This window comes from Streptomyces sp. NBC_01750, assembly GCF_035918095.1.
GTDB lineage: Bacteria > Actinomycetota > Actinomycetes > Streptomycetales > Streptomycetaceae > Streptomyces.
On record NZ_CP109137.1, the window covers coordinates 1,969,600 to 1,994,030 of the forward strand.

Below are 24,431 nucleotides of genomic sequence, written 5' to 3' on the forward strand. Positions count from 1 at the left end.
CACGCGCGGCCCCTGAGGAGGTCCGCACCATGACTCGCAACGTGACCGTCGGCCTGGACGGGTCGCCCGAGAGCCGTGGCGCCGCCGCATGGGCTGCCCGGGAGGCATTGCTGCGCGAAGTGCCCCTGCACCTCGTTCACGCCGAGGAGTGGCCCACGACCGCCGCCATACCCATGGTCGGACCCGAAGTGCAGCAGCAGTGGGCCGACAAGATTCTGGCCGATGCCGCCGACGAGCTGAGGCAGCGCCATCCCGGACTGGAGATCACCACACGACGGCTCTCCGGAAGGACCGCTGCCGCCCTGCCCATCGAGGCGGGTGAGGCGGAGATGCTGGTGCTCGGCTCCCGGGGTCTTGGCAGCATCATGGGCTTCCTCATCGGCTCGGTAGGCATGGCCACGGTCAGTGCCACCGAGCAGCCGGTCGTGCTGGTACGGGCCCCCAAGCACCACGACAAGGAGTCCCGCACCAGGTCCGGCGGCGCCGAGCAGACCGACGCCGCATCCGTGTACCGCGACGTGGTCGTCGGCCTGGACATCTACCAGCCCTGCGACAAACTCCTGGCCTTCGCCTTCGACGAGGCCGCACGGCGTGGCTGCACTCTTCGCGCCGTACACGGCTGGACGCTCCCTCTCCTGTTCAGCTACGCGCCGACGCTCGACCCCGGCATCCAGCTGGAAGTGGGCCGGCAAGTCGAGCAGGCCCTCAGCGACATGCTGCTGCCATGGCGGCAGAAGTTCCCGTCGGTGCAGGTTGTCGAGCGGGCTCTCATCGGTTCGCCTGCGCAGCAGTTGGTGTACTCGGCGGCCGACGCCGATCTTGTGGTCGTCGGCCGACGCCTGCGCCGGGCTCCCCTGGGTTCGCACATCGGTCCCGTCGCCCACGCGGTCATGCACCACAGCGCCGCACCTGTCGCCGTCGTCACCCACGACTGACCCCTCTCGGCAGGAGGATCAAGTGCCCTCACCACCGCTCGACTCGACCATCGTGACAGCCCTCGTCGAGGACGCCACGGCAGCCCCGTCCATGCACAACGCACAACCCTGGAAGTTCCGGTACCTGAGCAGCACCGGAACGATGCAGCTGCGCGCCGATCCGGAGCGCACGATGCCCAAGTCGGACCCAACGCACCGTGCCGTCCATCTCGGCTGTGCCGCCGCGCTGTTCAACCTGCGGGTGGCCGCCGTGCACGCCGGCCGGGAACCGGTCACCGCACTGCTCCCCGACCCCGCCGATCCGTGGCTGCTCGCCGAGGTGAACCTTGCCGAACCCGCGGGCCCTGAGCACGATCTCGCCCTATTCCACCCCGCTGTCCGCCAACGACACTCCAGCCGCCACCCCTTCACCGACGAGGAGATCCCGGACGACATCCTGGACGGGCTGCGCGGCGCCGCCCTGCTCGAAGGCGCCCGGCTGTACGTTCCCGACGCATGGCATGTGAAGTCCGTGCTGAACCTGGTGCACGACGCCGAGGGCCGCGAAGCGCTCCACCCCGAAGTGCGGGATGAGCTGGCTCGCTGGACCGACACGGGCGCCAAGGGTGACGCTTCGCGGCGGGAGGGAATCCCCGCGTATGCCTTCGGCCCCCGTCAGCACGATGTCACCGCTCCCGTGCGGGACTTCGCCGGCCGGCATCCCGTTCCCGGTCGTGGCTCGGCCACCTTCGAAAAGCAGCCCCGCCTCGCGCTGCTCGGTACGGCCGGCGACCGGCCGGAGGACTGGCTGCGAGCGGGTCAGGCGATGGAGCGAGTTCTGCTCCAGGCCACCCTGGACGGCCTGGTCACGTCCCTGACGTCGCAGGCCCTCGAATGGCCGGAACTGCGGTGGGCCGTACGCGACCCGGGGTCGGCGATGGGTCACGTGCAGATGGTGATCCGCCTCGGATACGGCCCCGAAGGTCCCGTGACCCCGCGCCGGTCGGTGAGTGATGTCCTCGACATCATGTGACCCGCACCAGTGCCCGGCCCGCCGCCCGGGGCGGCGCGCTTCAGGGACGCAGTAGTGACCACCCCGACGGATGTACTGACTCCCGACGGCTCCGACGGGAAAGCTGCGGCGGCAGATGCCGACGGCCTCGCCATACGGACGCTGTCGCCCACCATTGTGTACTCCGCACTGGACACCTCGCCCCGTGGACTGACGACCGCCGCAGCCGACGCCAGGCTCCGGCAGTTCGGGTCCAATGAACTCCCGCGCGCAGCGCACCCGGCCATGTGGCGGCAATTGGCAGCCCAGTTCACGGACCTCTTCGCGGTAGTCCTGCTCATCGCTTCAGCAATCACATTCCTCGCGTACGCACTCCAGGAGCCACGGGACGTCGGCACCCTGCAACTCGCCGTGGCGATCCTGGGCGTGGTGGCACTGAACGCGTCCATCGGGTTCGCCCAGGAGTACTCGGCCGAGCGGACGGCGGAGTCGCTTCAGGCGATGGTGCCGCACACCTGCCGGGTGCTGCGCGACGCCGTGCTGCGGGAACTGCCCGCGCGGGAGCTGGTGCACGGGGACGTGGTGCTTCTCGAGGCCGGGGATGCGGTCTCCGCCGACTGCCGCCTGGTGGAGGCGCACGACATCACCGTGAACAACGCCGCGATCACCGGGGAGAGCGACGCCGTCGGCCGAAGCCACGAGCCCGAGCGCCAGGGCCCGGTCCTGGAGGCGCGCAACTGTGTCTTCATGGGCACCGATGTCGTGGCGGGAACCGCAAAGGCCGTGGTCTTCGCCACCGGCCGGTCGACCGAGTTCGGGCGGATCTTCCAGCTCACCGCCGCCGCACCGCGGCAGAAGACCCCGTTGCAGCACCAGGTCGCCTCGATGGCGCGCCGGGTGGCAGGTACGGCACTGGCCGTGGGTGCGCTTCTGTTCGCCGTGCGGCTGCCTGCGGGGCAGGGCCTCGTGTCGGCGTTCGTCTTCGCGCTCGGTGTGATGGTCGCGCTGGTCCCCGAAGGGCTGCCCGCCACGCTCTCCGTGTCCCTCGCGATCGGCGTCCGGCGCATGGCCCGCCGCCATGCGCTGGTGAAGCAACTGCTCGCCGTCGAGGCTCTGGGCTCGACAACAGTGGTGTGCACGGACAAGACCGGGACACTGACGCAGGCGGAGATGACTGTCGTCCAGGTCTGGGTCGGAGGCGTGATGCACGCCGTGTCCGGGGTGGGTTACGAGCCGGCCGGTGAGGTCGCAGACCCCGAACCGGTTCGCGCAGTCCTGCGGACCGCGGCGCTGTGCAGCAACGCTCGTCTGGTGCCGCCCTCCGAGGGCGGTCGATGGCACGTGCTCGGGGACACCACCGAGGGTGCGCTGCTCGTCGCCGCCGCCAAGGCCGGACTCGATGGGGTCGCCGAAGAAGGGGCCGCTCCGCGCGTCGGCGAGCATCCCTTCGACTCCGTACGCAAGTTGATGAGCACGGTGCACTCCGGGGCCGACGGTTACCACGCCTGTGTGAAGGGCGCTCCCCAGGAGCTGCTCGAACGGTGCACGGCCATCGACCGGCAGAGCGAAGTGATCGCGTTGACCGACGCGCTGCGTGCGGAGGTGATGGATGTCAATGACGAGCTGGCCAAGCAGGGACTGCGGGTCCTGGCCGCCGCCCGGCGGGAACTCTCAGGCCCGCATCCCGACCGGGAGTGTGTCGAGTCGGGGCTGACCTTCCTGGGGCTCGTCGGCATGCTGGACCCGCCGAGGCCCGAGGTACGGGAGGCGGTTACCGCCTGCCATCGGGCCGGTATCCGGGTCGTGATGGTGACCGGGGACCATCCGCTGACCGCTGAGGCGGTCGCCCGCCGTGTGGGAATCGTGCAGCGTGCTGATCCGACGGTCATGACCGGTGCCCGGCTGAACGAGTTGGACGACGACGCCCTCGACGAGCTGCTGGCCGGCCAAGGCGAGCTGTTGCTGTGCCGGGTCAGCCCCGAACACAAGATGCGTGTGGTCACCGCCTTCCAGCGGCGTCACGAGGTGGTCGCTGTCACGGGCGACGGCGCCAATGACGCCCCGGCCCTGAAGCACGCCGACATCGGTGTGGCCATGGGCGCGTCGGGAACGGATGTGGCCCGGGAAGCCGCCGTCATGGTGCTGCTCGACGACTCGTTCGCCTCCATCGCCACGGCGGTGCGGCTGGGCCGTTCCGTCTACCAGAACATCAGGAAGTTTCTGGTCTACCTCTTCAGCCACAACATCGGGGAACTCGTCCCAATCCTCGCCGCGACCTTCGCAGGTTTCCCTCTGGTCCCGATCAGTGCCGTCCAGATCCTGGCCATCGACCTCGGCTCGGACGTCCTGCCCGCTCTCGCGCTCGGCGCCGAGCCCCCGGAGGACGACGTCATGGACCATCCGCCGCGCTCACGGGACGAACGGCTGTTCTCTCCCGCAGTGATGGGCCGCATCCTCTTCCTGGGCGGAATCCAGGCAGCCGGGGTCTGCGCGGTGTTCTTCTGGCACATCAACGCTTCCGGTATCCCCTATGCCGACTTCACCGAGGACAGCGTCGCCTATCGGGAGGCGATCACCCTGGTGCAGGCCGGGATCGTGGTCAGCCAGTTCTTCAATGCCCTGGCGGTGCGCACTGAACGCGAGAGCGTCTTCCGGGCCGGTCTGCTGAGCAACCTGTGGCTGCTGGCAGCCGGATTCTTCGGGATCGGTCTGATGGCAGCCATCAGCTATCTGCCCCCACTCCAGGAGGTGTTCAACACGGCCCCGCTCACCGTCACCGACTGGGCCGTCCTCGGCGGGCTCGGAGTCGTGCTTCTGGCCGCAGAGGAAGCCCGCAAGGCCTGGCTGCGCCACCGCGCCGCACGAGACAACGGAGGAGAGCGATGAGAATCATCATCGTGGGCTGCGGCCGGACGGGATCCGCACTCGCCGTCCGGCTCACCGAGGAGCGCCATGACGTACGGCTCGTCGACCGCGAAGAGAGCAGCCGACGGCGGCTGCCCGCAGGGTTCCCCGGCCAGTTCCTCGAAGGGAACGGATTCAGCCGGGCCGTCCTGGAGCAAGCGGGTATCGAGCACGCCGACGCGCTCGTCGCCGTCACCTCCGGGGACAACAGCAACATCGTCACCGCGCGGACCGCGAAGGACACGTACCGAGTACCCATCGTGCTCGCCCGCATCTACGACCCATGGCGCGCCGACATGTACCGGGAACTGGGCATCCCCACCATCGCGAGTGTCCGCTGGACGGTGAACCAGATCCATCAGATGCTGCTGCACCGCCATCTCACACCGGAACTCACCTTCGGCAACGGCGAAACGCTCCTGGTCCGTTCGCAGCTCCCGGCCTACCTCACCGGGCGCCGGCTCGCCGAGTTCGACGTCGACAGTGAGATCCGTGTCGTGGAAGTGACCAGAGCGGGCCGCTCGCTGGTGCCCGCCCACGGCACGGCAGCCGAGCCCGGAGATCTCGTCACCTTCGCCGTCGCCGCCACCGCGCTCGGTCGTCTGCGTGGCTTTCTCGACAAGGAGCTGGGAACATGAAGGCCCTCATCGTCGGCGCCGGGCGACTGGGCACCCAGATCGCGCAGGTGCTCGCCGCCGCCGGGAACGACGTCACTGTGGTGGACGCGGACGCCGACCGCATCAATGCGCTTCAGGGACAGCTCGCCGTACACCTCATGCTGGGGGACGCCTGCGAACCTGCGGTTCTGGACCAGGCCGGCGCCCACACAGCCGACCTCGTCATCGCTGCCACCGGAAAAGACGAGGACAACCTCGTCATCAGCCTGCTTGCCAAACGGCAGTGTGCCGCGCCACGTGTCGTTGCCCGCATCAACGATGCTGAGAACGCCTGGCTGTTCGACCAGCGCTGGGGTGTCGACATCGCCGTCCCTGTTGCCACTCCGCTGATCTCCCTCATCGAGGAGGCAACCGGTGCCACCGATACCGTGGCACTGCTGCGCCTCAGCAAGGCGGGCGTCGACATCATCGAAACCGTGATCACCACGCGCTCTCGCGCAGTCGGCAAACCCCTCTCGGACATCCCTCTGCCCGACGGAACCGTCGTCGCCACCGTCATACGAGACGGCCGGCCGACCGTGCCCGGACCGGCTGTCCGCCTCCAGCCCGGTGACGCGTTGCTCCTCGTCTCGCACAGCGCCACCGAGCAGGAGATCCACGCGGCGTTCCAGTGAGTGCGGCCACTGGGCCGAAGCGAGGCCGGACGACCTTGCGGCCGGGACCTGTCGGCTCATCCGAACGAGACGCCCGGAGTGTGACAGTGGAGGCCCACTCCGCGAAGCGAGGAGGGTGCAGCCATGGAAGACGAGACAGTCTCGAACCCGGCAGCGGCGCCGACGGCCCGGCCGAGGCCGGCACTGCTGTCCTTTCTCGGCGGTGCAGGCACCGTCACGGGCAGCAAGTTCCTCGTCGAGAGCGACAACGCCCGGATCCTGCTCGACTGTGGCCTCTTCCAGGGGCTCGCCGACCTCCGGCGCGAGGGCGTGCTGCCGACCGCGGTTCCCGTGTACGTGGACAGCCCGATGGCACTGGCCGCACTGGACGTGTACCGCGATGCGATCCTCGCCCGCGCTCCCGAGCTGCACCCTTCCGTCATCGCCCAGGGCATGGCCGCGATCAGCCCGGACCCCTTCCTCGCGGCCCGTTCGGTCCAGGAGTCGATCGACATCAACGACGCCCCGGGCCTGCCGTGATCGTGTCTTCGGCGGGCATGGCCACCGGCGGACGCGTCCTGCACCATCTGCGGCGTGTGCTTCCCGATTCACGCAACGCAGTCGTGATCGTGGGGTTCGCTGCCGAGGGCACCCGGGCCCGGGACCTGGTCGACGGCGCCCGAACGCTCAAGATGTTCGGCCAGTACGTGCCCGTGCGGGCCGAGATCGCCAATGTGCCGCACTTCTCGGCGCACGCCGACGCGGGACAGATCGTCGACTGGCTTCGTGGCGCTCCCGCGCCCAGCACGACATACATGGTCCACGGTGAGCCCGGCGCCGCCGGGGCCCTTCGCGGCCGTATCGACCAGGAGCTCGGCTGGACCACAGTCGTGCCCCGCTCCGGTGAGGCCGTTCTGGTCCGCTGATTCCGACCGCTCGAAGGCCCGCGCCATGACCCACCCTGCCCTCTGCCGCACACAGTGTCAGTCTGCGCGCCCGCAGTCGCCGCCCGACGAGACGCCCGACCGGTAACCCAGCAGCCGACCACAGCTCCCCATGCCGCCGCGCCAACTGGCCCGGTACGGTAGCCATGTCGCCAGAGTCAGCCGTCGGCCCGTCGAGGCACACCTGGAGGGAGCAGCGGTGGCAAGCTCGGAGGACGGCCGCGTACGGCTGCCGCATCTAAGGCTGGACGAGCTGCTGGAGGAGCTGCAGGCCCGCCTGGACGCGGCGCGTGGCACCCGGGACCGGGTGCACAGCCTGCTGGAGGCCGTGCTGTCGGTCGGGCGCGAGCTGGACCTGGAGCAGGTGCTGCACAGCATCGTCGAGGCGGCGGCCGTACTGGTCGACGCCGAATACGCCGCGCTCGGTGTGATCGCGCCGAGCGGGACGTCTCTCTCGCAGTTTCTGACGGTCGGGGTCAGCGACGAGGAGATCGCCGCGATCGGCCCGTACCCCTCCGGGCACGGCATCCTCGGCGAGCTGATCAGGAATCCCCGGCCGCTGCGGCTGCCGAAGATCTCCGAGCACCCTTCGTCGTACGGTTTCCCGCCCCATCACCCGCCGATGAACACCTTCCTCGGCGTCCCGATCCGGGTGCGCGACCACGTCTTCGGCAATCTCTATCTGACTGAGAAGCGGGGCGGGGCTCAGTTCGACGATGAGGACGAGTCAGTGCTGTCCACCTTGGCTGTCGCCGCCGGGGTGGCGATCGACAATGCCCGGCTGTACGAGGAGGTCAAGCTGCGCGAGCGCTGGCTGCGCGCGAACGCGGACATCACGCACAGCCTTATGTCGGGCAGCCCCCGCAGCGAGGTTCTCACTCTGATCGCCGAACGGGCCAAGGAGATCGCGGGCGCCGAACTGGCCGTGGTGGCGCTGCCGATGCCCGACACCGGCACGCTGGCGATCGAGCTGGCGATCGGGCCGAACGCGGACGCTCACCGTGGGCTGGTGCTGCCGGTGGAGGGAAGCCTGAGCGGCGCCGCTTTCACCGCGGGCGCGCCGGTAACGAGCGCGGATGTCACCCACGACGAGCGTGTTACGGCCGGGCCGCCGCGGTTCGCCGGGCTGGGGCCCGCGGTGGCTGTGCCTATTGGCACCGCGGACGGGGTACGAGGAGTGCTGCTGCTGGCCCGTGAGGCGGGCGCTACGGTCTTCGCGGACGAGGAGACCGACCCGCTGCGGAGTTTCGCCGGTCAGGCGGCGGTGGCGATGGAGCTGGCGGAGCGACGCAGCGACGCGGAGCAGATCGCCTTGCTGGAGGACCGCGACCGGATCGCCCGTGACCTGCACGACCTGGCGATCCAACGGCTCTTCGCGACCGGCATGACACTCCAGAGCGCGGGGCGTCTGATCGAGGACTCCCCGGCTTCGGAGCGTGTGCTGCGCGCGGTTGACGACCTGGACGAGACCATCAAGATCATCCGCTCGACCATCTTCGGGCTGCGCTCACATGAGGCGGGGACCGGGCAGGGCCTGCGGGCACGCGCCGTGCGGACGGTCGGAGAAGCGGCTCCGGTGCTGGGCTTCGCGCCGAGCCTCCGGATGGAAGGGCTGCTGGACACCGACGTGCCGCGGGAGATTGCCGACCACCTGGTGGCGGTTCTCTCCGAGGCGCTGACCAATGTCTGCCGCCATGCGCACGCCACCCGGGCTGACGTGGCCCTGGAGACGGACGGACGGGAAGTGGTGCTGACGGTCGCCGACAATGGTGTGGGGCTCCCTCCCGACCGGCGCAGCAGCGGCCTGGCCAACATCTCGGAGCGGGCCAAGCAGCTGGGCGGCGAGCTGGAGTTGACCTGCCCGTCCGGTGGCGGAACCTCGCTGGTCTGGCGCGTACCCGTAGGCACCCCCTGAGTCCCACTCCCAGGTCCAACCGGGATCACGGGGCGGACTGCTGCTCGTGCGACGCGCGCGCGTCCGAACGGAATTCATTGCGGTCCACAACACGTCCGGTCACCAGCTCGGGACGGATCCGGATGAATACTCCGTCCGGCACCGGCACCCACGAGCGCGGTCCGGTCCGCAGCAGCCGTTCGCGCTCCCCCGGGTCAGTGACCTGGTTCGCCGGGCCCATGACGACGACACTCCACCCGGTGCCGGCCGCCTCGTCGAACCGGTCCACCTCGAACGCCACCACGGCCTGGCCCACGGCGCGGGCCACGCGGGAGGCCGCCGAAGTTCGCAGCAGCACGGAGAAGTCGTGGTCCAGGGAGAAGTTCACCGGCAGGACCGCAGGCAGGGCCTGGTCCGTGTAGACGATGCGGCCGATCGACACCTGCCCCAGCAGACGCAGGCACTCCTGCCGGTCGAGCTCTCGGAAGCCGTCGTGGTGGTGCATGGCGTCCATCCTTGGGGCGGTCCGCCCGGATTGAGGTAGGGCACGCAAGGCCTCGTCGATACCTCCCTTGCCCCGAACTGCGGTTGTATGCACCCAACGCTCCGGCGTCGGCCGGTGCTTGGGAATGGGCCGAGAGTCCCTGGCAGGCGGGGCGAACGGCCCGCGCCGGGCGGTGTGAGCAGCAATGTTCACGGATAGAAGCGCCCGCGCGCTCTGGTGCCCATGGCGCGCGGGTGCGAGATGTGCGGCACGGGCCGTCGGCCCTCAGCCTTGCCGCACGGGGATGGTCCTGGTACCCGACTTCGGCACCGGCACCGGATGGTGAGCACGCCCGTCCTTGAGGTCGGCAGTCGCATCGTCGCCGCGCGCTCCGGCGGGCAGCCGGACCGAGCGGGCGAAAGTGCCGTAGCGGATTCTGTGTGGTGCCTCTCGGTCGTCTCCTCGCTGCGCGCAGGGTCAGCACACCCTCCGCGACACTGATCTCGATGTCGCTGTCGGGGGGATGCCCGGGAGCTCAGCCCGTGAGACGTACGTACCGTCCGTGAAGCTCTCCTCGATGCGGATGCTGTGCAGTCCGGGGATCTGGTGCAGACCCGGAACTCCGCCCTCGACCCACCCGAACGGGTCCGGCAGAAGTGGTGGCCAGGCAGGCAGCCGTTCGATCATTGCACTCATCATGCGCTCCCGCGGGTGGGCCTACCGTCGCTTCCAGCCTCCCGCTCCTGGTCCGTACTCCAGGACCGACCGGCCCCGTCGGGGACCGGCTGGGGCGGATCAGGTGGTCCTGCGCCGCCACGCCGGGCCGACCTCGGCCCACTCCTTCGCCCACTGGTCCATGCGGATGCGGTCAAGGCGCCCGCGCGCGGCAAAGCCGACGGCCACCACCAGGCCACCCCAGGCGCCGAGGGCCAGTGCTCCGGCGGCAAGCGTCTGAGCCGCCACCCCCGCGCCGGTGACCGGCGGCGTGGTCGGAGTCCCCCAGCGATCCGTCCAGAACACGACCTTCGATCCGGCAGGGCCGCTTGCCTCGACACTCACGGTCGCGGTTTGGACCACGCCGTATCGGTCCCTCCAGCGCACCGGCGCCCGGACTTGCGCCTTCACACCGTCTGCCGTGGGCATAGCGGCCGGCACGGCCTCGGTGAGCTCGGCCTGGACGGCATAGCGTTCCGCCCGATGCCGCTCATGGGTGTGCACGACGGTCGAGCCCGCCGCGAGGGTGACCGCTGCTCCGCCGACCAGCGCCAGCACCCATAGGGCCAGCACGATCCAGGCCTCGACCACGTCGCTGCGGCGCCTGAGCGGGCTGCGCCGCCATCGCCAGAACCTCGTACTTCTAGGCCCGTTGCTCCTCATCTTCACTCCACACCCCTGGTGAGCGGGGACGACCGTGACACCAGACCGTTCAGCCCTCGTGCGCCCGAGGCGTCGCGTCCCGGTGGGGCACGACAGCCACTGGGCAGGGCGCGTGGTGCAGGACCGCGTGGGCGACAGGTCCCAGACGTGAACCGATCGCATGCGTTGGCCTGCGGGCACCCACCACCAGCAGGTCTGCGTCCGCAGCCGCCTCCACCAGCGCCCCTGCAGCGGACACCGCCCGGACGATGTGCTCCGTCACCGCAAGGTCCGGGAACTCCTTGCGGACTGGGGCGACGATGCGAGCTGTCTCAGCGAGCTGCGCCGAAGCGATTTCACTCGCGTCGTCGAACATCGGCGCCATGCTCCCGACGTTCTGCAGGAACATCCACGCACTCAGCACACGTAGCAACGCCTTGCGCTGCTGGGCGGTCCACGCGGCGAAGCGGAGCGCGTCGAGGTCCCGGTCGTCCCGGATCCCGACAACCACGACGCCCGTCGCCGCGGGCTCGGCATCGCCCCGCACGACGATCACCGGGCCCTCCGCCCGCGCCGCGACCCGCAGACCCACCGATCCCAGGAGCAGCGCTGAGAATCCGCCGAGCCCGCGTGAGCCGACGACGATCGTGCCGTCGGCTCCGGCCGCCGTCAGCAGGGACTCCGCAGCACCTGCTTCGCTGAGTGTCATAGCCACAGGTACGCCTGGGAAAGCACCGCGCACCTCGCCGGCCGCCCCGTCCAGCAGGCCGCCGCCGGAGTCGTGGACGAGCCGAACGGCGTCAGAGGACAAGTGCCGTGCTCTGGCCTCAGTATCTGTCGCGTGAACGATGTTGAGAGGCTGTTTCCGGGCTTCGGCCTCGCCTGCGGCCCAGAGCACGGCCTTCGTCGCATGGGCCGAGCCGTCCGTGCCGACCACTACGGGCCCGGGTGTCTCCGTACCCGGCGCGGAAGCAATGTTGGCCATGGTGTCCTCCTCCTCGTGTCGCGGTTGGCGGGGGGACATATGCTGACGCTGCCACGGTGTCCGCGAGGCCGGGAGGGCCGCTGAGGCCCGACTCAGGGGCCAAACGTCCCCCCTCCGCGCAAAGGAGCCGCCCCCCGGTGCCCGTGCTGCCCGCGACAGCAACGAGCTTGGGGCGGCCGCGACGGCCAACCGCCACGGCGTCGTCGAACACACCCGGCGCCATTGAAGCCATCGAACTGGGCAACGGACTTTGCTGTGCGGGACCGTGCTGTCGGTGCTCTCTGGCATCGGTCCGCATCGGAGCTGTCGCCGCTTCAGCCGTGGCAGCCGAACGGGTACCAGTGTTGGGCCGACCGGCTCTCGGCCCGGCTGCCCCGGTTCCGAGATGCTGAAGGGCATGGGCCGGTTCAGGTGACCGTGCCCTCTACCCGGTACGGAGGCAGCCTCATGGCCCGCGCAATCGCTGTAGGAGTGGACGGTTCCCCGGAGAGCTTGGCCGCGGCCGACTGGGCAGCCCGCGAAGCGACACTTCGGGGGCTGCCGGTCCGGATCGTGCACGCCTGGCTCTGGCAGCCCCTCGACGTGCCCGTGGTCCAGGACAGGGAGGCACTGTCGCAATCGGCGAACGCTGTGGTGCGGGAAGCCGAGACGCATGTGGCCGCCCGGTATCCCGACCTGTCGATGTCCGCCGAGGTGGTGCCCGACACCGCGGTTGCGGCGCTGCTCGGCGCCGACGAGCAGGCCGAGATGCTGGTATTGGGATCACGGGGGCACGGCGCCCTCGTCGGCTTCATGCTCGGCTCGTACGGTCAGCAAGTGATCGCTGCCGCCACGCGTCCGGTGGTCTCGGTCCGGGCGCAGGCAGGGGACGCAGGCGAGCCGGAGGGCGCTGAGATCGTCGTGGGGCAGCAGGGCGGGGCGGAGTACAGCGACGCGGTGCTGGGATTCGCCTTCGAGGCCGCGGCGGTACGGGGGGCGACCGTGCGAGCGGTGCGGGCCTGGAGTCTGCCGCCCGTCTTCGCCTACAGCCCTGGTTCGATGCGCCTTGCCGACGAGGCAGGAGGGCTGGAACCGTTCGAGAAGAAGGCACTGGAGCAGGCACTCGCCCCCTGGCGCGAGCGGTTTCCGGACGTGCCGGTGATCGAGCATGTCGAAATCGGGAGCGCGGGGCAGGTGCTCCTGTCGGCCGCCTCTCGTGCGCGGTTGCTCGTGGTCGGCCGCCGCGCACGCCGCTCCCCCATCGGTACGCGCATCGGGTCCGTCGCCCATGCCGTCCTCCACCATGCGACCTGCCCCGTCGCGGTAGTTCCGCACGAATGAGAGCCTGCCGGCCTCCGTAACGTGGGGCCCCGCGCAGTGCCGGTTCATGCCGGCTTGGCACCACGCACGGCAGACTCCGCCGCATCCGCCGAAATCGAGGAGGACAGGGATGGACATCATCGCGTTCGGGGTGCTCGCCGATGAGCGCCCGCAGCTGGAGCAGGCGTTCGCCGACCAACACGCGGTGCGCTGTCTCGAACTGTTCCTCAACCCGGACACCGCGCCGGCGGCCCGCGGATACGAGGTCGTCTCCAGCAGCGTCAATGACGTCCTGGACGCGGACGTCCTCGCTGCCCTCGCCGACGGCGGCACCCGGATGATTGCCCAGCGCTCGACCGGCTACAACAACATCGATCTGGACCGGGCCAGGGAGCTGGGCCTGACCGTGGCACGAGTCTCCTCCTACTCCCCGTACTCGGTCGCCGAGTTCGCCTGGTCTCTCGCCCTGGCCCTCAACCGCCGTACCGTCCGCGCTGTCGGGCGCACCCGGGAGTTCGACTTTCGCCTCAACGGTCTGATGGGCAGGGACTTCCACGACCGAACCGTCGGCGTCATGGGGACGGGAAAGATCGGCACCGCGTTCAGCCGCATCGCCCACGGTTTCGGAATGCGCCTGCTGGGCTGGGACGTGCAGGAGAACAGGGACTGCCTGGCACTCGGCATGGAGTACGTGGACAAAGAGCGCCTGTTCGGCGAAGCCGACCTGATCAGCCTGCATGTCCCCCTGCTGCCCGCGACTCACCACATCGTGGACGCCGACGCCCTGGGAAGGATGAAAGGCGACGCAATCCTGATCAACACCAGCCGCGGCGGGCTCATCGACGCGGCCGCGCTGGTGGCAACGCTGCGCGAGGGCCGACTCGACGGGGTGGGACTGGACGTCTACGAAGAAGAGGCCGGGGTGTTCTTCGTCGACCACTCCCTGGAGGTGATGACGGACGACACCCTCGCCCGCCTAATGACCTTCCGGAACGTCCTGGTGACCTCCCATCAGGCGTACTTCACCAGGGACGCGGTCGGCCAGATCATCGACACTACGGTGCGAAACGTCGCGGACTATCTCGCCGGACGCACCAGCGACAACGTCCTCGTCCGACCCGAGGAGTAGCCCACGGTCCGGCGCCTTGAAAGTAACTGCAGCGCCACGGCTGCGCGTTGTTCAGCAACGGGACGGCAGCAGCGTCCCGTCACACGCTCACCGGAGCCTATTTGGCGTGCTACCACATGCGGGCCCGTTTCTTCGGCCGTCAGGGGATCGTGGCCGTGGGAGGCACCCGGCGGCCACTCACTGATCAGATGGAGTGATGCGGCGTCCCGTGAGGCGCGTCGGCTGGATCGACACCCACAGCTCGCGGTTGCCCCCTGCCCACGGTTCGGTGTGGGCCCGCTCGGCCAGCCGGCGCACGTCGTCGGGCTCGGTAACCGCCCGCGCGGGGCCGACGGCGAGCACGCTCCAGCCCCGGCTCATGGCCTCGTCCACATGGTCCACCTCGAAGGCGACGTCTGTTCCCACAGCCACTGCCGGGCTGGAGCCAGGGGCGGTCCTGAAGAGGATCGCGTCGTCGATGACCTCGTAGTTCACCGGGATGACCGCCGGGCCATCGGGCGTGGATACCGCGACGCGCCCGACGCCATGTGTGGAGAGCCGGGAGCGGCATTCCTCCGCGGTCAGGTCCTGCAGCCGGGGGTGGAGGAGCGCCTGTCCCTGGCCGGGCGGCAGATCGATGCCGGCTCCGCGTAGGTCGGCGACCCTGGTCCCCAGGGCGCCGGCCAGCCTGATGAGAGTCGCCGGGCTCGGGTCGGCCGGCCGCTCTTCGAGATACTTCAGGTACGCCGGTGCCATTCCGGCGCGGCGAGCCGCTTCCGCCTGGGTAAGTCCCTGGCGTTTGCGTTCGAGGGCCACGCGCCGGCCGATGTCGCCGGGGTCGGGCGCTCGTTGTGACGGGGTCGTGTCGGACCCGGCGACCGCCTCCCCTCCTGAATCGTCCGTCCTCGGGAAGGACAGGTGTCGGGGCGCTTTGGGCCCGTGCTCGATGTGTTGTACATGCGCGTCGGGCCCGGGGAACACCAGCGTGATCCGTTCGGTATCCGACCAGCGAACGTCGTAGGGAGGCGTGCCGTCCTCGTGGTGGAGTCCGACGATCTCGCCGTCCCGTCCGGTTACGCCCGTGGTCGGGCTTTCCACCACGAGTTGATCACCGAGTTGGGCTCGCATGACCGTCACCGCCTTCCGGCTCATCGCACCCAACGTGCCACGCCCTAGCATGCCGACGCATGAGGCGACATGCCCTGCTGAAAGGGCCGACCGGACCTACATCGGGCCGACCGGGCCCCGAACTGGCGCCGGGCAGCTCATCCGATGTCTACGCTCCGAAGCAATGCTTCCGTCGCGAGGCCACGCGGTCACGCACCGTGCCCGGTGGGCTGTCGCACCGTCCATGTCCTGGCGCTACTCCTGGGGCAGGATGAGCGTGCAGGATTCCCCGGGCGCCACCGAGACCGTCCGGTCCGGCAGGGCGATGTCGATCGGGGAGCGGTCGGATTCGGGCACGGTGATCTGCAGCTCCCCCGCGCGCAGCCGGAGCCGTACGCCCCAGTGGCCCTGGTAACGGATCGCGAAGCCGTACTCCGACAGCTCCGGCAGCGGCACCGGGTTGAGCCGCAGCGCACCGCCCCGGGTCTCCAGGCCGGTCAGTCCTCGTTGCACGAGATCGAGGGTGCCGGCCATGGCGCCGAGGTGAATGCCCTCGCCGGTGGTGCCACCCTGCAGATCGGCGATGTCTCCTGCCAGTGCCTCCTGGCAGAACGTCCAGGCTTCCGCGCGCCGCACTCTCGCCAGCACCCAGCCGTGCACGAGGCTGCTGAGCGTCGAGCCGTGACTGGTGCGGCGCAGGTAGTAGTCGACGGTCCGCTGCCAGACGGTGTCGTCCACCTCGTAGCCGAGCTGACGGAAGAGCCCCTGGAGCTCGGCCGGTGAGAAGAGATATCCGAGCATCAGCACGTCGGCCTGCTTCGATGCCTGGTACCGGTTGACCGTGTCGCCCTCGGCCTCAAGAATCCGGTCGAGGCGCCGGATGTCGCCGTAGCGGTCCCGGTAGCTGTCCCAGTCGAGTTCAGCGAGCTCGCCATAGCCCTCGAACTGGCTGATCACCCCGGCATGGAAGGGGACATGCAACTTGCGGGAGACCTCCTCCCACGCATCGGGCTCGCCGTCGGCGAGCCCGATGCGCTCGGCCAAGTCTCGGCGGCGCGGTTCCGCGAGAGAGTGCAGCACGTCGAGGGCGCGGGCGAGCACCCAGGCCGCGGTGACATTGGTGTACGTGTTGTCGTCGAGGCCCGGCTCCTTCGCCCCGGGATAGGCGTCGTGATACTCGTCGGGGCCGACGACTCCGCGGATCCGGTAGCGGCCCAGCGTCTCGTCGTACACCGCCGCGTCCGCCCAGAACCGGGCGATCTGCAGCAGCATCTCGGCGCCCTTGGTGTGCAGGAACTCCGTGTCGCCACTCGCCTCGCAGTACTGCCACACGTTGTACGCGATCGCCGAGCCGACATGGTGCTGGAGCCGGGAGTGGTCGGGCAGCCAGCGCCCCGAGCGCGGATTGAGGTGCAGCTGCTGGGTCTCCTCGCGGCCGTTGCTGCCGCTCTGCCAGGGGTACATGGCCCCGGCCCGTCCCGCGTCACGGGCTGCGAAGCAAGCTCGTTCCAGACGCCGGTGGCGGTAGCCGAGCAGGGCCCGGGAGACCTCGGGGAAGTGGAGGTTCAGAAAGGGCAGGACGAACAGTTCGTCCCAGAAGACGTGCCCTCGGTAGGCCTCGCCGTGCAGCCCGCGGGCCGGGACACCGACGTCCAGGTCCGCGGTGTGCGGGGACAGGGTCTGCAGGACGTGGAAGAGGTGGAACCGCAGGATGGGGCCCGCGCTGTTCGGCACGTCGAGTTCGGCGGTGCGCCACAGCTGCTGCCAGGCCGTGCGGTGCGAGGCCAGCAGGGCATCGAAGTCCGGGGCACGGCCCACCCGGTCGACGGCGGCGTGCAGCGGATCGCTGATCGCCCGGTCCCGGGAGGTGTGCAGGGCGGCCGTCTTGTCGACGGTGACGGTCCGGCCCGCGGCCAGGGGAAGGCGCAGGACGTGGGCAACCCGCAGGTCCTCGTGGCGGGTGGTGGCCTGGGCCGGGACGTCAGCCACGGTGCGGGCGGCCAGGCCCACCCGGATGTCGGAGGTACTGGTGCGGCAGCGCATCCACACGGTGTCCGACGCGGAGGTCCCCGTGTGAACGTGGGTGAGATGACGGCTGGCCAGTTGTCCGTAGCGCTCGACGCCGGTGTTGGCGATCGCTCCATCGAGCGCCGACTCGACCTCGATCTCCCCGGACCAGCCCTCGGCAGTGAACTCGGTGCGCAGCAAGGCAAGATGAGGGTGGGCCATGTGGACCACGCGCAGCTGTCGTACAGCGACGCGCCGGCCGTTCTCATCCTCGTACCGCAGCGTGCGCTCCAGCGTGCCTGCGTGCAGGTCCAGCGCCTGGTGGTGGTCGAGGAGCTTGTGGGTGTCAGGGGAGAGCCAATTCCCGGAGCCCGTACGGAAACGCAGCGGCAGCCAGTTGGGCAGATTGGCCATGTCCTCGTTCTCGACGTGCCGTCCCGCCACGTCCGAGGTCAGCCGGTTGTAGCAGCCGGCCACGTACGTGCCCGGATAGTGGACGGAGTCCGCCGTGCACTCGGGCGCCGCGCCACGGGTCGCGAAGTAGCCGTTGCCGAGCGTGCACAGCGACTCGCGCAGCCGCTCCTGTGCCGGGTCGTAGCCTTCGTACTCCCAGGTCCAGTCGCGCATCGTCAGCCCTCCGGGCAGTCGCTGTCGGTGAGGAGTTCCGCGAGGTCGCGGACCACGATGTCCGCGCCGTGCTTCAGCAGTTCAGCGCGGCTCTGCGGCGTACGTGCCCGGTCCACGCCGATGACCAGGCCGAAGCCGCCGCGCTGCCCGGCCTCGACTCCGGCCAGGGCGTCCTCGACGACCGCGGTACGGGAGGCGGAGGCGCCGAGGCGGCGGGCTGCCTCCAGGAAGAGGGCGGGGTCGGGTTTGCCGGGCAGATGCAGGCGTGCCGCTTCGCCGCCGTCCACAAGAGCGTCGAAGAGGCTCAGCACTCCCGCGTGCTCGAGGAGTTCGCGGGCGTGCCGGGAGGCGGAGGCGGCGGCCAGGGGTACGCCGGCGGAGCGCAGGGTGTGCAGCAGCCGGACCGTGCCCGGGTAGGCGTCGACGCCGTGCTCACGCAGCCGCGTGGTGAACAGTCGCTCCTTGCTTGCGGCGACTTCCTGCACTTCCGCGTCGGGCAGCCGCAGCCCGCGGGATTCCAGGAAGGCTGCGGCACCGTCAAGCCTCGACTTGCCGTCGACGTATCGCCGATAGTCCTCCCGGACGTCGAAGGGTCGCCGCTGGGCGGGATCGGCGGGCGGGTGATCTCGCAGGAAGGCGTCGAAGGCGGTCTTCCAGGCGGCGGCGTGCACCCGAGCCGAGTCGGTGATCACTCCGTCGGTGTCGAGGACCACGGCCTCCGTGCCCCGCAGTGCGCGGGGCACGTCGGCCGTACCGTTCTGCGTCGGGTTCATGAGTCGTCGGCCACCAGGGCGGCGAGTTCGAGGAGCCGGTTGCTGTGTCCCCATTCATTGTCGTGCCGGCCGAAGACCTTCGCCTTCTCGCCGTTTGCCTGGGTCAAGGCGGGGTCGAAGACGCAGGAGGCGGGTTCGAAGACGTCGCGGGAGACGATCGGCGCGGTGGACACGCGCAGGATGCCGCGCAACGGACCCTCGGTGGCGTCGGTGAAGGCGGCGTTGGTCTCCTCTGTCGTGGTCGCGCGCCGGAGCAGCACCGCGAGGTCGGTGAGCGAGCCGTCCTCGACGGGGACGCGGACCGCGATGCCCTCCAGGGCGCCGTTGATGCCGACGCGTGCGGTCATGGTGAGGCTCCTCGGCGTTGATGTGGTGAAGGGGGTCAGCCGGTCCAGGTCCAGTCGGCGACCTCGGGCAGATCGGTGCCGTGTTCGCGGATCCAGGCGTGGTGGCGGGTGCGGGCGTCGGCCATCTGCTGGCGTACGGCGGCGGCCCGGACACCGAGGCCTGGGACGCGGTCGATGACGTCCATGACCAGCCGGAAGCGGTCCATGTCGTTGCGGACGACCATGTCGAACGGGGTCGTGGTGGTGCCCATTTCCTTGTAGCCGCGAACATGGAGGTTGGCGTGTCCGGTGCGGCGGTAGGCGAGCCGGTGAATGAGCCAGGGGTAGCCGTGGTAGGCGAAGATGACCGGCTTGTCGCCGGTGAACAGTCCGTCGTACTCGAAGTCGCTCATCCCGTGCGGATGTTCCTCGCGCGGCATCAGCCGGGTCATGTCGACGACGTTGACGACGCGCACCGCGAGGTCCGGCAAGTGTCGGCGCATCAACTGCGCGGCGGCCAGCACCTCCTGGGTGGGGACATCGCCGGCGCAGGCGAGGACGACGTCCGGCTCACGTTCGTGGTTCGTGCCCGCCCAGTCCCAGATTCCGGCGCCGCGTGCGCAGTGGGCGCGGGCCTGATCCATGGACAGCAAGTCGAAGCAGGGCTGTTTGCCCGCGACGATCACATTGACATAGTCGCGACTGCGCAGGGCATGGTCAGCCACGGACAGCAAGGTGTTGGCGTCCGGCGGCAGATAGACCCGTACGACCTCGGGGCTCTTGTTGAGTACGTGGTCGACAAAGCCGGGGTCCTGGTGGGAGAAGCCGTTGTGGTCCTGCCGCCAGACATGGGAGGTCAGCAGGTAGTTGAGGGAGGCGACGGGAGCCCGCCATGGCAGTCCCCTGGACGTCTTCAGCCATTTGATGTGCTGGTTGACCATCGAGTCGACGATATGGACGAAGGCCTCGTAGCAGGAGAACAGTCCGTGCCGGCCGGTCAGGAGATAGCCCTCCAGCCAGCCCTGGCAGAGGTGCTCGGAGAGGATCTCCATGACCCGGCCGTGCCGGGAAAGGTGTACGTCCGTCCCCGTGGTCTGTGCCTGCCAGGCCTTGCCGGTGGCGCCGAAGACGGCTCCCAGCCTGTTGGAGGCGGTCTCGTCGGGCCCGACGAGCCGGAAGTCACGGCGCCCCTCCGTAGCCTCCATGAGTTTTTCGAGGAGATCGCCGAGAACACGGGTGGGCTCGTGCAGAGTCGATCCCGGCTTGTCGACGGGCACGGCGAAGCGGTCAAGCTCCGGGATCGGCAGCTCGTGTACGAGAAGGCCGCCGTTGGCGTGCGGGGTGGCACCGAGACGCCGGGTGCCCTCGGGGACGCAGGCGAGGACGTCCGCAGTGGGCCGGCCCAGCGTGTCGAAGAGTTCCTCGGGCCGGTACGAGCGCAGCCATGCCTCCAACTGCCGCAGGTGCTGCGGGTTCTCCCGTACGCCGGCCAGCGGGACCTGGTGTGCGCGCCAGGTCCCCTCAACCGGCTGACCGTCGACCTCGGCCGGTCCGGTCCAGCCCTTGGGCGTGCGCAGGACGATGACGGGCCAGCGCGGCCGCTCCGTCACGCCCTCCTCGCGCGCGGTGCGCTGCAGGAGGGCGATCTGCTCCAGGGCGTGGTCGAGGGCGGCGGCCATGTCCCGGTGGACCTGGAGCGGGTCGTCGCCGGTGACATGGATCGGATCGTGTCCGTATCCCCTTAGCAGGTCATCGAGTTCGGGCTCGGGGATGCGGGACAGGACCGTCGGATTGGCGATCTTGTACCCGTTCAGGTGGAGGATGGGCAGCACCGCCCCGTCGTGGACGGGGTCCAGGAACTTGTTGGAATGCCATGAGGCGGCGAGCGGGCCGGTCTCGGCCTCGCCGTCGCCGATCACGCAGGCGACCAGCAGATCCGGGTTGTCGAGTGCGGCCCCGTACGCGTGCGCCAGGGCGTAGCCGAGTTCACCGCCCTCATGGATGGAGCCAGGGGTCTCCGGGGCGACATGGCTGGGCACCCCGCCGGGGAAGGAGAACTGCCTGAACAGCCGGTCCATCCCGGCCGCGTCCCGGCTGACGTCCGGATAGATCTCGCTGTAGCTGCCTTCCAGCCAGGAGTTGGCCAGGACCGCCGGACCGCCGTGGCCAGGACCCCAGATGCACAGGGCCGACAGGTCGCGGGCCTTGATGACGCGGTTGAGGTGGGTGTGGACGAGGTTGAGCCCCGGGGAGGTGCCCCAGTGGCCGAGGAGCCGCGGCTTGATGTGCAGGGGTTCCAGGGGCTTCTTCAGCAGCGGGTTGGCCATCAGATAGATCTGACCGGCGGCAAGATAGTTCGCTGCCCGCCAGTGAGCGTCCAGGGTGCGCAGTTCCTCGTCGGTCAGTACGGTGCTGTCCTGGTGCTTGACCTTGGGCATGAGTGACTCCGTAGGAGGGAGGAGGCGGCCATGGCCGGCAAGAAGGATCGGTCGGCGGCGCTGCCGCACGGGCTCTACGAGCGGGAGCTCCTGCGGCTGCAGACGGAGCTCATGAAGCTCCAGGAGTGGGTGCGCGCCGAGGGCGCGCGGCTCGTAGTGGTGTTCGAGGGGCGGGACGCGGCGGGCAAGGGCGGCACCATCAAGCGGGTCGCGGAGCATCTCAACCCCCGGGTCGCGCGGATCGTGGCTCTGCCCAAGCCCACCGAGCGCGAGCGCACCCAGTGGTACTTCCAGCGTTACATTGCGCATCTGCCCGCCGCAGGCGAAATCGCGCTGTTCGACAGAAGTTGGTACAACCGGGCGGGTGTCGAGCACGTCATGGGCTACTGCACGAAGGAGGAGCACCAGCGGTTCCTCCACCAGTGCCCGATCTTCGAGCGGATGCTCGTCGAGGACGGCGTCCTGCTGCGCAAGTACTGGTTCTCGGTGAGCGACGCCGTACAGGAGCAGCGGTTCCGCCGCCGCCTGGACGACCCGACGCGGCGGTGGAAGCTCTCGTCGATGGACCTGGAGTCGATCACCCACTGGGAGGCGTACTCCCGGGCCAAGGACGAGATGCTGGTGCACACGGACATCGCGGAGGCGCCCTGGTACGTCGTGGAGAGCGACGACAAGCGCAGGGCTCGCATCAATATGATCGCCCATCTGCTCACATCCCTCCCGTACCACGATGTGTCCCCGACTGCGCTCGAACTGCCGCCCCGGCCGCCGTCCACCGGCTATGTGCGGCCGCCTCGCGATCTGCAGACGTACGTGCCCGACCACGCGGCCGGTCTGGCGGACTGAGACCGCAGGGGGCGCTCACCCGCTCAGACCAGTTGCGGTACGACGGCCACGGGGCACACGGAGTGGTGCAGCACCGCGTGGGCGACCCGGCCGAGCTGGAGTCCAAAGTGCCCGTGCCGCCGCTGGGCGCCGACAACCAGCAGATCTGCCGTGGCCGAGGCGTTCATGAGCACCACGCGGGCGGGACCCTCGGCCGTTGCCCGGTGCAGCTCCAAGGTGGGGTGGTCCGCTACGGCTTCCCGTAGCGCCGCTTCGAGGATCTCCGCGGCCTGGCTCTCGTGGTAACGGGCGGCGTCTCCCACAAGCAGAGGATGGTCGGCCGCCTCGTGCGCGGGGCAGCGCCACGCCCGGATGGCGTGCAGGGCAGCCCGGCGCCTCTCCGCCTCGCGGAACGCGAAACGCACAGCGGCCGAGCCCTCCGGGGGTTCATCGACGCCGAGGATGATCCGCCGATGCGTGCCGCTCTGCGGGTCGTGGTTGCCCCGAATGACGAACACCGGGCAGTCGGCGCGGGCGGCGACTGCCAGGCCGACCGAGCCGAGCAGCATCCCGGCGAGTCCGCTACGGCCGCGCGAGCCGGTGACGAGGGCGAAGGCGTTGCGGCCCTCACTCAGCAGGGCGCTCACCGTGTCCTCGGGCAAGATGTCCGTCTGAATCTTGAGGTCCGGGTCGCGACGGCGGGCGCGTTCCGCGGCGGTACCGACGATGTTCTCGGCCATGACCTGCTCCGAGGGACGTCCCAACTCCTGGGCGAGCGCGGACCCTTCGTACCGCTCCCACATCGACGCGTTCACCAGGCGAAGCGGTACACCGTGCAGGGCTGCTTCGCCCGCCGCCCAGTCCACGGCCCGCAGGCTGGACTCGGATCCGTCCACGCCCACAACAAGGGGCAGCTCCATTGTCCCCACCTTCTTCCTAGTCCTTCGGAGTGCGGACTTCTCTCAGCGTTCGAAGACAATGCGGGCATCGGCCTGGCCGCGCAGTACGTCCTCGAAGGAGTCGTGCACCGAGGCCCGCGGCCGAGGCACGGAGACCACCCGGCCGCGGCCCGCGGGTGTGCAACTGGAACACCTCGTCGAGGTCGTGTGGGCATCGCCACGCCGCTTGAGGACTTTGGCCGGGTCCGTCCAGACGCTCCTCGACCACCACAGGCTCGCTGAAGGCTCGTACGACTGCTGCTTTCATGGTCCGTTTCTCCTGGGGCGGGCCCTTGGCGTGGGCTCAGTCGTGGGGGACCACCACAACGGGCGAAGTGGCGTGGTGGAGCACGGCATGTGTGACGGGCCCGATGTGGGCGCCGAGCGGCGAACGGCGAGTACGGCGGCCGACAACGACCAGGGACGCGTCATGGGAGGCGTCCACGAGGTGGTTGGCGGGCTTGCCCGATCTCGACCGCTCGACGACCCTGACGGCCGGGAACTTCTGCCGCCAGGGGCGCAGCGTCTCGGCCAGGGAGTCCGCCTCCTGGGCTGCCAGTTGGGCGTTCATCCTGGGGTCGGCAGGAAGCCCGTATGCGAAGTAGGGCGGCAAGTTCCAGCCGTGGACGACGTGCAGGGCCGTGGCACGGCGCGCAGCCGCATCGAAGGCGAACTCGATCACCGAGTCGTCCGGGTGCTCGGTGTCGAGGCCCAGCACAACGGGCCGGTTCGCAGTGGGACCGGGCGCGTGCTCGTCCTCGGCCTTCTCCTCTGCCCTTACGAGGACGACGGGCCGCTCCGTGTGGGCCAGGGTTGCCATGCCGACGGACCCGACCATGAATCCGGCGACGCCGCTCAGGCCACGGGAGCCCAGGACCAGCAGCTCGGCGCCCCGGGCCTCGTCGGGCAGAACGGTGCCGGGCCGGCCGGCGACCTGATCCGCGGTGATCTCCATGTCGGGGTGACGGATCCGCAGTTCGTCGGCCGTCTCGCGGGGAATACGCTCCGCCCAGTGCTGCAGCGTCTCGCCACCCAGGAGCGGAGCCTGAATGTAGGGCTGCGGTTCCCAGACGTTGACGAGCCTCAGCGGCAGAGCGCGCAGCCGCGCTTCGCGGGCCGCCCATTCGGCGGCGGCCAGGCTCTCGTTCGAACCGTCCAGGCCCACGGTCACGGTGCGGGACATGATGCGTACCTCCTGGGTGGCGGGCGGATCTGTCGGA

Annotated in this window: 21 protein-coding genes; 11 read left to right on the forward strand and 10 right to left on the reverse strand. The window is 69.7% G+C overall.

The annotated features are described in order from the left end of the window. Positions 1 to 29 precede the first annotated feature (29 nt). The 8 genes from OG966_RS08880 (at position 30) to OG966_RS08915 (ending at position 8,959) form a co-directional block, all read left to right on the forward strand. On the forward strand, positions 30 to 935 hold the full coding sequence (locus OG966_RS08880) for a universal stress protein (RefSeq protein ID WP_326648904.1): 906 nt from the start codon (positions 30 to 32) through the stop codon (positions 933 to 935). A gap of 22 nt (positions 936 to 957) precedes the next feature. Further along, positions 958 to 1,947: an Acg family FMN-binding oxidoreductase gene (locus tag OG966_RS08885; protein ID WP_326648906.1), complete on the forward strand. Its 990-nt coding sequence runs from the start codon at positions 958 to 960 to the stop codon at positions 1,945 to 1,947. Positions 1,948 to 2,001: 54 nt separating this feature from the next. Continuing rightward, on the forward strand, positions 2,002 to 4,812 hold the full coding sequence (locus OG966_RS08890; RefSeq protein WP_326648908.1) for a cation-translocating P-type ATPase: 2,811 nt from the start codon (positions 2,002 to 2,004) through the stop codon (positions 4,810 to 4,812). Then, the gene (locus OG966_RS08895) at positions 4,809 to 5,468 is read left to right on the forward strand and encodes a potassium channel family protein (protein WP_326648909.1); all 660 of its coding nucleotides are present in this window, start codon (positions 4,809 to 4,811) and stop codon (positions 5,466 to 5,468) included. Before OG966_RS08890 ends, OG966_RS08895 begins: the two co-directional genes overlap by 4 nt. Then, complete coding sequence (locus OG966_RS08900; protein WP_326648910.1) at positions 5,465 to 6,121, forward strand: potassium channel family protein; 657 nt, start codon at positions 5,465 to 5,467, stop codon at positions 6,119 to 6,121. Before OG966_RS08895 ends, OG966_RS08900 begins: the two co-directional genes overlap by 4 nt. A 123-nt stretch (positions 6,122 to 6,244) precedes the next feature. Further along, on the forward strand, positions 6,245 to 6,640 hold the full coding sequence (locus tag OG966_RS08905) for a hypothetical protein (RefSeq protein WP_326648911.1): 396 nt from the start codon (positions 6,245 to 6,247) through the stop codon (positions 6,638 to 6,640). Continuing rightward, entirely contained in the window at positions 6,637 to 7,026 is a 390-nt protein-coding gene (locus tag OG966_RS08910) for an MBL fold metallo-hydrolase RNA specificity domain-containing protein (RefSeq protein ID WP_326648912.1), read from the forward strand. The genes OG966_RS08905 and OG966_RS08910 overlap by 4 nt, the downstream gene beginning before the upstream one ends. Before the next feature lie 217 nt (positions 7,027 to 7,243). Then, on the forward strand, positions 7,244 to 8,959 hold the full coding sequence (locus tag OG966_RS08915) for a sensor histidine kinase (protein WP_326648913.1): 1,716 nt from the start codon (positions 7,244 to 7,246) through the stop codon (positions 8,957 to 8,959). 25 nt (positions 8,960 to 8,984) lie between these two features. On the opposite strand, the gene OG966_RS08920 is transcribed toward OG966_RS08915, so the two are convergent. From OG966_RS08920 to OG966_RS08930, 3 genes are all read right to left on the reverse strand, one after another. Continuing rightward, entirely contained in the window at positions 8,985 to 9,443 is a 459-nt protein-coding gene (locus OG966_RS08920; RefSeq protein WP_326648915.1) for a pyridoxamine 5'-phosphate oxidase family protein, read from the reverse strand. Between the two features lie 774 nt (positions 9,444 to 10,217). Further along, a complete protein-coding gene (locus tag OG966_RS08925; RefSeq protein ID WP_442806670.1) occupies positions 10,218 to 10,961 on the reverse strand; it encodes an Rv1733c family protein in 744 nt (247 codons plus the stop codon). After that, positions 10,849 to 11,763: a universal stress protein gene (locus OG966_RS08930; protein WP_326648918.1), complete on the reverse strand. Its 915-nt coding sequence runs from the start codon at positions 11,761 to 11,763 to the stop codon at positions 10,849 to 10,851. The genes OG966_RS08925 and OG966_RS08930 overlap by 113 nt, the downstream gene beginning before the upstream one ends. A gap of 447 nt (positions 11,764 to 12,210) precedes the next feature. Here OG966_RS08930 and OG966_RS08935 point away from each other — a divergent pair, with 447 nt between their 5' ends. Beyond that, positions 12,211 to 13,083, forward strand: a complete 873-nt coding sequence (locus OG966_RS08935; RefSeq protein WP_326648919.1) for a universal stress protein — start codon at positions 12,211 to 12,213, stop codon at positions 13,081 to 13,083. Positions 13,084 to 13,192: 109 nt separating this feature from the next. Continuing rightward, positions 13,193 to 14,191: a 2-hydroxyacid dehydrogenase gene (locus OG966_RS08940; protein ID WP_326648920.1), complete on the forward strand. Its 999-nt coding sequence runs from the start codon at positions 13,193 to 13,195 to the stop codon at positions 14,189 to 14,191. 177 nt (positions 14,192 to 14,368) lie between these two features. Here the strand turns inward: OG966_RS08940 and OG966_RS08945 are convergent, their stop codons facing one another. From OG966_RS08945 to OG966_RS08965, 5 genes are all read right to left on the reverse strand, one after another. Then, the gene (locus OG966_RS08945) at positions 14,369 to 15,298 is read right to left on the reverse strand and encodes a pyridoxamine 5'-phosphate oxidase family protein (RefSeq protein ID WP_326655135.1); all 930 of its coding nucleotides are present in this window, start codon (positions 15,296 to 15,298) and stop codon (positions 14,369 to 14,371) included. A gap of 234 nt (positions 15,299 to 15,532) precedes the next feature. Next, on the reverse strand, positions 15,533 to 17,911 hold the full coding sequence (locus OG966_RS08950) for a glycoside hydrolase family 65 protein (protein WP_326648921.1): 2,379 nt from the start codon (positions 17,909 to 17,911) through the stop codon (positions 15,533 to 15,535). A 2-nt stretch (positions 17,912 to 17,913) separates the two neighbouring features. Beyond that, positions 17,914 to 18,684, reverse strand: coding sequence for an HAD family hydrolase (locus OG966_RS08955; protein ID WP_326648922.1), 771 nt, complete (start codon positions 18,682 to 18,684; stop codon positions 17,914 to 17,916). Next, positions 18,681 to 19,031, reverse strand: a complete 351-nt coding sequence (locus OG966_RS08960; protein ID WP_406732550.1) for a hypothetical protein — start codon at positions 19,029 to 19,031, stop codon at positions 18,681 to 18,683. Before OG966_RS08960 ends, OG966_RS08955 begins: the two co-directional genes overlap by 4 nt. Positions 19,032 to 19,066: 35 nt before the next feature. Then, the gene (locus tag OG966_RS08965; protein WP_326648923.1) at positions 19,067 to 21,448 is read right to left on the reverse strand and encodes a phosphoketolase family protein; all 2,382 of its coding nucleotides are present in this window, start codon (positions 21,446 to 21,448) and stop codon (positions 19,067 to 19,069) included. Between the two features lie 30 nt (positions 21,449 to 21,478). On the opposite strand from OG966_RS08965, the gene ppk2 reads away from it, so the two are divergent. Further along, positions 21,479 to 22,294 carry a polyphosphate kinase 2 gene (ppk2, locus tag OG966_RS08970; RefSeq protein ID WP_326648924.1) on the forward strand — a complete coding sequence of 272 codons (816 nt, stop codon included), beginning with the start codon at positions 21,479 to 21,481 and terminating at the stop codon, positions 22,292 to 22,294. A gap of 23 nt (positions 22,295 to 22,317) precedes the next feature. Here the strand turns inward: ppk2 and OG966_RS08975 are convergent, their stop codons facing one another. Further along, a complete protein-coding gene (locus tag OG966_RS08975; protein ID WP_326648925.1) occupies positions 22,318 to 23,193 on the reverse strand; it encodes a universal stress protein in 876 nt (291 codons plus the stop codon). A gap of 322 nt (positions 23,194 to 23,515) precedes the next feature. Beyond that, on the reverse strand, positions 23,516 to 24,394 hold the full coding sequence (locus OG966_RS08980) for a universal stress protein (protein WP_326648926.1): 879 nt from the start codon (positions 24,392 to 24,394) through the stop codon (positions 23,516 to 23,518). Positions 24,395 to 24,431: the final 37 nt, after the last annotated feature.

Coding starts and splice junctions, on each gene's coding strand:
- OG966_RS08880 (WP_326648904.1), top strand. CDS start 30: ATGACTCGCAACGTGACCGTCGGCCTGGACGGGTCGCCCGAGAGCCGT.
- OG966_RS08895 (WP_326648909.1), top strand. CDS start 4,809: ATGAGAATCATCATCGTGGGCTGCGGCCGGACGGGATCCGCACTCGCC.
- OG966_RS08900 (WP_326648910.1), top strand. CDS start 5,465: ATGAAGGCCCTCATCGTCGGCGCCGGGCGACTGGGCACCCAGATCGCG.
- OG966_RS08905 (WP_326648911.1), top strand. CDS start 6,245: ATGGAAGACGAGACAGTCTCGAACCCGGCAGCGGCGCCGACGGCCCGG.
- OG966_RS08920 (WP_326648915.1), bottom strand. CDS start 9,443: ATGCACCACCACGACGGCTTCCGAGAGCTCGACCGGCAGGAGTGCCTG.
- OG966_RS08925 (WP_442806670.1), bottom strand. CDS start 10,961: ATGCGATCGGTTCACGTCTGGGACCTGTCGCCCACGCGGTCCTGCACC.
- OG966_RS08930 (WP_326648918.1), bottom strand. CDS start 11,763: ATGGCCAACATTGCTTCCGCGCCGGGTACGGAGACACCCGGGCCCGTA.
- OG966_RS08935 (WP_326648919.1), top strand. CDS start 12,211: ATGGCCCGCGCAATCGCTGTAGGAGTGGACGGTTCCCCGGAGAGCTTG.
- OG966_RS08940 (WP_326648920.1), top strand. CDS start 13,193: ATGGACATCATCGCGTTCGGGGTGCTCGCCGATGAGCGCCCGCAGCTG.
- OG966_RS08945 (WP_326655135.1), bottom strand. CDS start 15,298: ATGCGAGCCCAACTCGGTGATCAACTCGTGGTGGAAAGCCCGACCACG.
- OG966_RS08950 (WP_326648921.1), bottom strand. CDS start 17,911: ATGCGCGACTGGACCTGGGAGTACGAAGGCTACGACCCGGCACAGGAG.
- OG966_RS08955 (WP_326648922.1), bottom strand. CDS start 18,684: ATGAACCCGACGCAGAACGGTACGGCCGACGTGCCCCGCGCACTGCGG.
- OG966_RS08960 (WP_406732550.1), bottom strand. CDS start 19,031: ATGACCGCACGCGTCGGCATCAACGGCGCCCTGGAGGGCATCGCGGTC.
- OG966_RS08965 (WP_326648923.1), bottom strand. CDS start 21,448: ATGCCCAAGGTCAAGCACCAGGACAGCACCGTACTGACCGACGAGGAA.
- ppk2 (WP_326648924.1), top strand. CDS start 21,479: ATGGCCGGCAAGAAGGATCGGTCGGCGGCGCTGCCGCACGGGCTCTAC.
- OG966_RS08975 (WP_326648925.1), bottom strand. CDS start 23,193: ATGGAGCTGCCCCTTGTTGTGGGCGTGGACGGATCCGAGTCCAGCCTG.
- OG966_RS08980 (WP_326648926.1), bottom strand. CDS start 24,394: ATGTCCCGCACCGTGACCGTGGGCCTGGACGGTTCGAACGAGAGCCTG.